Genomic DNA, 5,612 nt, shown 5'->3' with positions numbered 1-5,612 from the left:
GAGCGCAGCGAGTCAGTGAGCGAGGAAGCGGAAGAGCGCCTGATGCGGTATTTTCTCCTTACGCATCTGTGCGGTATTTCACACCGCAATGGTGCACTCTCAGTACAATCTGCTCTGATGCCGCATAGTTAAGCCAGTATACACTCCGCTATCGCTACGTGACTGGGTCATGGCTGCGCCCCGACACCCGCCAACACCCGCTGACGCGCCCTGACGGGCTTGTCTGCTCCCGGCATCCGCTTACAGACAAGCTGTGACCGTCTCCGGGAGCTGCATGTGTCAGAGGTTTTCACCGTCATCACCGAAACGCGCGAGGCAGCTGCGGTAAAGCTCATCAGCGTGGTCGTGAAGCGATTCACAGATGTCTGCCTGTTCATCCGCGTCCAGCTCGTTGAGTTTCTCCAGAAGCGTTAATGTCTGGCTTCTGATAAAGCGGGCCATGTTAAGGGCGGTTTTTTCCTGTTTGGTCACTGATGCCTCCGTGTAAGGGGGATTTCTGTTCATGGGGGTAATGATACCGATGAAACGAGAGAGGATGCTCACGATACGGGTTACTGATGATGAACATGCCCGGTTACTGGAACGTTGTGAGGGTAAACAACTGGCGGTATGGATGCGGCGGGACCAGAGAAAAATCACTCAGGGTCAATGCCAGCGCTTCGTTAATACAGATGTAGGTGTTCCACAGGGTAGCCAGCAGCATCCTGCGATGCAGATCCGGAACATAATGGTGCAGGGCGCTGACTTCCGCGTTTCCAGACTTTACGAAACACGGAAACCGAAGACCATTCATGTTGTTGCTCAGGTCGCAGACGTTTTGCAGCAGCAGTCGCTTCACGTTCGCTCGCGTATCGGTGATTCATTCTGCTAACCAGTAAGGCAACCCCGCCAGCCTAGCCGGGTCCTCAACGACAGGAGCACGATCATGCGCACCCGTGGGGCCGCCATGCCGGCGATAATGGCCTGCTTCTCGCCGAAACGTTTGGTGGCGGGACCAGTGACGAAGGCTTGAGCGAGGGCGTGCAAGATTCCGAATACCGCAAGCGACAGGCCGATCATCGTCGCGCTCCAGCGAAAGCGGTCCTCGCCGAAAATGACCCAGAGCGCTGCCGGCACCTGTCCTACGAGTTGCATGATAAAGAAGACAGTCATAAGTGCGGCGACGATAGTCATGCCCCGCGCCCACCGGAAGGAGCTGACTGGGTTGAAGGCTCTCAAGGGCATCGGTCGAGATCCCGGTGCCTAATGAGTGAGCTAACTTACATTAATTGCGTTGCGCTCACTGCCCGCTTTCCAGTCGGGAAACCTGTCGTGCCAGCTGCATTAATGAATCGGCCAACGCGCGGGGAGAGGCGGTTTGCGTATTGGGCGCCAGGGTGGTTTTTCTTTTCACCAGTGAGACGGGCAACAGCTGATTGCCCTTCACCGCCTGGCCCTGAGAGAGTTGCAGCAAGCGGTCCACGCTGGTTTGCCCCAGCAGGCGAAAATCCTGTTTGATGGTGGTTAACGGCGGGATATAACATGAGCTGTCTTCGGTATCGTCGTATCCCACTACCGAGATATCCGCACCAACGCGCAGCCCGGACTCGGTAATGGCGCGCATTGCGCCCAGCGCCATCTGATCGTTGGCAACCAGCATCGCAGTGGGAACGATGCCCTCATTCAGCATTTGCATGGTTTGTTGAAAACCGGACATGGCACTCCAGTCGCCTTCCCGTTCCGCTATCGGCTGAATTTGATTGCGAGTGAGATATTTATGCCAGCCAGCCAGACGCAGACGCGCCGAGACAGAACTTAATGGGCCCGCTAACAGCGCGATTTGCTGGTGACCCAATGCGACCAGATGCTCCACGCCCAGTCGCGTACCGTCTTCATGGGAGAAAATAATACTGTTGATGGGTGTCTGGTCAGAGACATCAAGAAATAACGCCGGAACATTAGTGCAGGCAGCTTCCACAGCAATGGCATCCTGGTCATCCAGCGGATAGTTAATGATCAGCCCACTGACGCGTTGCGCGAGAAGATTGTGCACCGCCGCTTTACAGGCTTCGACGCCGCTTCGTTCTACCATCGACACCACCACGCTGGCACCCAGTTGATCGGCGCGAGATTTAATCGCCGCGACAATTTGCGACGGCGCGTGCAGGGCCAGACTGGAGGTGGCAACGCCAATCAGCAACGACTGTTTGCCCGCCAGTTGTTGTGCCACGCGGTTGGGAATGTAATTCAGCTCCGCCATCGCCGCTTCCACTTTTTCCCGCGTTTTCGCAGAAACGTGGCTGGCCTGGTTCACCACGCGGGAAACGGTCTGATAAGAGACACCGGCATACTCTGCGACATCGTATAACGTTACTGGTTTCACATTCACCACCCTGAATTGACTCTCTTCCGGGCGCTATCATGCCATACCGCGAAAGGTTTTGCGCCATTCGATGGTGTCCGGGATCTCGACGCTCTCCCTTATGCGACTCCTGCATTAGGAAGCAGCCCAGTAGTAGGTTGAGGCCGTTGAGCACCGCCGCCGCAAGGAATGGTGCATGCAAGGAGATGGCGCCCAACAGTCCCCCGGCCACGGGGCCTGCCACCATACCCACGCCGAAACAAGCGCTCATGAGCCCGAAGTGGCGAGCCCGATCTTCCCCATCGGTGATGTCGGCGATATAGGCGCCAGCAACCGCACCTGTGGCGCCGGTGATGCCGGCCACGATGCGTCCGGCGTAGAGGATCGAGATCTCGATCCCGCGAAATTAATACGACTCACTATAGGGGAATTGTGAGCGGATAACAATTCCCCTCTAGAAATAATTTTGTTTAACTTTAAGAAGGAGATATACCATGGGCATTGACCGTCAGTTCTCCATGCTGGCGAACAAAATCGAGCTGATTGAAAACGGCAAGATCCAATGCCCGGCGAAAGTGGGCAAAATCGACAAGATTAGCTACATCATGGATAAGTTCAAAGAGCTGAGCTTTGATGAAATGCAGCAAATTAACGGTGGCATTCGTTGGATCGGCACCGTGTGGCGTTGGATTCGTAAAGGTGTTGAGACCATCAGCATTGGCCAGGCGATCGACGAGTTCGGTCAAGGCTTTCGTGATGGCTATAACAGCGTTGAGCCGTGGAAGCTGCAAGAAAACTAACTCGAGCACCACCACCACCACCACTGAGATCCGGCTGCTAACAAAGCCCGAAAGGAAGCTGAGTTGGCTGCTGCCACCGCTGAGCAATAACTAGCATAACCCCTTGGGGCCTCTAAACGGGTCTTGAGGGGTTTTTTGCTGAAAGGAGGAACTATATCCGGATTGGCGAATGGGACGCGCCCTGTAGCGGCGCATTAAGCGCGGCGGGTGTGGTGGTTACGCGCAGCGTGACCGCTACACTTGCCAGCGCCCTAGCGCCCGCTCCTTTCGCTTTCTTCCCTTCCTTTCTCGCCACGTTCGCCGGCTTTCCCCGTCAAGCTCTAAATCGGGGGCTCCCTTTAGGGTTCCGATTTAGTGCTTTACGGCACCTCGACCCCAAAAAACTTGATTAGGGTGATGGTTCACGTAGTGGGCCATCGCCCTGATAGACGGTTTTTCGCCCTTTGACGTTGGAGTCCACGTTCTTTAATAGTGGACTCTTGTTCCAAACTGGAACAACACTCAACCCTATCTCGGTCTATTCTTTTGATTTATAAGGGATTTTGCCGATTTCGGCCTATTGGTTAAAAAATGAGCTGATTTAACAAAAATTTAACGCGAATTTTAACAAAATATTAACGCTTACAATTTAGGTGGCACTTTTCGGGGAAATGTGCGCGGAACCCCTATTTGTTTATTTTTCTAAATACATTCAAATATGTATCCGCTCATGAATTAATTCTTAGAAAAACTCATCGAGCATCAAATGAAACTGCAATTTATTCATATCAGGATTATCAATACCATATTTTTGAAAAAGCCGTTTCTGTAATGAAGGAGAAAACTCACCGAGGCAGTTCCATAGGATGGCAAGATCCTGGTATCGGTCTGCGATTCCGACTCGTCCAACATCAATACAACCTATTAATTTCCCCTCGTCAAAAATAAGGTTATCAAGTGAGAAATCACCATGAGTGACGACTGAATCCGGTGAGAATGGCAAAAGTTTATGCATTTCTTTCCAGACTTGTTCAACAGGCCAGCCATTACGCTCGTCATCAAAATCACTCGCATCAACCAAACCGTTATTCATTCGTGATTGCGCCTGAGCGAGACGAAATACGCGATCGCTGTTAAAAGGACAATTACAAACAGGAATCGAATGCAACCGGCGCAGGAACACTGCCAGCGCATCAACAATATTTTCACCTGAATCAGGATATTCTTCTAATACCTGGAATGCTGTTTTCCCGGGGATCGCAGTGGTGAGTAACCATGCATCATCAGGAGTACGGATAAAATGCTTGATGGTCGGAAGAGGCATAAATTCCGTCAGCCAGTTTAGTCTGACCATCTCATCTGTAACATCATTGGCAACGCTACCTTTGCCATGTTTCAGAAACAACTCTGGCGCATCGGGCTTCCCATACAATCGATAGATTGTCGCACCTGATTGCCCGACATTATCGCGAGCCCATTTATACCCATATAAATCAGCATCCATGTTGGAATTTAATCGCGGCCTAGAGCAAGACGTTTCCCGTTGAATATGGCTCATAACACCCCTTGTATTACTGTTTATGTAAGCAGACAGTTTTATTGTTCATGACCAAAATCCCTTAACGTGAGTTTTCGTTCCACTGAGCGTCAGACCCCGTAGAAAAGATCAAAGGATCTTCTTGAGATCCTTTTTTTCTGCGCGTAATCTGCTGCTTGCAAACAAAAAAACCACCGCTACCAGCGGTGGTTTGTTTGCCGGATCAAGAGCTACCAACTCTTTTTCCGAAGGTAACTGGCTTCAGCAGAGCGCAGATACCAAATACTGTCCTTCTAGTGTAGCCGTAGTTAGGCCACCACTTCAAGAACTCTGTAGCACCGCCTACATACCTCGCTCTGCTAATCCTGTTACCAGTGGCTGCTGCCAGTGGCGATAAGTCGTGTCTTACCGGGTTGGACTCAAGACGATAGTTACCGGATAAGGCGCAGCGGTCGGGCTGAACGGGGGGTTCGTGCACACAGCCCAGCTTGGAGCGAACGACCTACACCGAACTGAGATACCTACAGCGTGAGCTATGAGAAAGCGCCACGCTTCCCGAAGGGAGAAAGGCGGACAGGTATCCGGTAAGCGGCAGGGTCGGAACAGGAGAGCGCACGAGGGAGCTTCCAGGGGGAAACGCCTGGTATCTTTATAGTCCTGTCGGGTTTCGCCACCTCTGACTTGAGCGTCGATTTTTGTGATGCTCGTCAGGGGGGCGGAGCCTATGGAAAAACGCCAGCAACGCGGCCTTTTTACGGTTCCTGGCCTTTTGCTGGCCTTTTGCTCACATGTTCTTTCCTGCGTTATCCCCTGATTCTGTGGATAACCGTATTACCGCCTTTGAGTGAGCTGATACCGCTCGCCGCAGCCGAACGACCGAGCGCAGCGAGTCAGTGAGCGAGGAAGCGGAAGAGCGCCTGATGCGGTATTTTCTCCTTACGCATCTGTGCGGTAT

Annotated in this window: 5 protein-coding genes and 2 pseudogenes; 1 reads left to right on the top strand and 6 read right to left on the bottom strand. The window is 52.5% G+C overall.

Going from position 1 to position 5,612, the window contains the following annotated elements; translation table 11 throughout:
* Window positions 1-279 precede the first annotated feature (279 nt).
* From NX862_RS19330 to NX862_RS19310, 5 genes and pseudogenes are all read right to left on the bottom strand, one after another.
* On the bottom strand, window positions 280-471 hold the full coding sequence (locus NX862_RS19330) for a Rop family plasmid primer RNA-binding protein (protein ID WP_000165985.1): 192 nt from the start codon (window positions 469-471) through the stop codon (window positions 280-282).
* 103 nt (window positions 472-574) lie between these two features.
* Window positions 575-838 (bottom strand): site-specific integrase, encoded by a 264-nt coding sequence (locus NX862_RS19490; protein ID WP_003660253.1) that lies wholly within the window; start codon window positions 836-838, stop codon window positions 575-577.
* 50 nt (window positions 839-888) lie between these two features.
* Window positions 889-1,230 (bottom strand): annotated as a pseudogene (locus NX862_RS19320) (hypothetical protein); the annotation flags it as partial.
* A 49-nt stretch (window positions 1,231-1,279) separates the two neighbouring features.
* Window positions 1,280-2,362 carry a DNA-binding transcriptional repressor LacI gene (gene lacI / locus NX862_RS19315; RefSeq protein ID WP_000805902.1) on the bottom strand — a complete coding sequence of 361 codons (1,083 nt, stop codon included), beginning with the start codon at window positions 2,360-2,362 and terminating at the stop codon, window positions 1,280-1,282.
* A gap of 79 nt (window positions 2,363-2,441) precedes the next feature.
* Window positions 2,442-2,726, bottom strand: a pseudogene (locus NX862_RS19310) (MFS transporter); the annotation flags it as partial.
* A gap of 109 nt (window positions 2,727-2,835) precedes the next feature.
* Between NX862_RS19310 and NX862_RS19305 the strand changes: the two are divergent.
* The gene (locus tag NX862_RS19305) at window positions 2,836-3,141 is read left to right on the top strand and encodes a bacteriocin class II family protein (RefSeq protein WP_264495559.1); all 306 of its coding nucleotides are present in this window, start codon (window positions 2,836-2,838) and stop codon (window positions 3,139-3,141) included.
* A 721-nt stretch (window positions 3,142-3,862) separates the two neighbouring features.
* Here NX862_RS19305 and aph(3')-Ia read toward each other — a convergent pair.
* Complete coding sequence (aph(3')-Ia, locus tag NX862_RS19300) at window positions 3,863-4,678, bottom strand: aminoglycoside O-phosphotransferase APH(3')-Ia (RefSeq protein WP_000018329.1); 816 nt, start codon at window positions 4,676-4,678, stop codon at window positions 3,863-3,865.
* Between the last annotated feature and the right edge of the window lie 934 nt (window positions 4,679-5,612).

Origin of the sequence: Stagnihabitans lacustris (genome assembly GCF_025950525.1) — a bacterium.
Lineage (GTDB): Bacteria > Pseudomonadota > Alphaproteobacteria > Rhodobacterales > Rhodobacteraceae > Stagnihabitans.
This window is presented reverse-complemented; position numbering and strand designations above follow the sequence as displayed.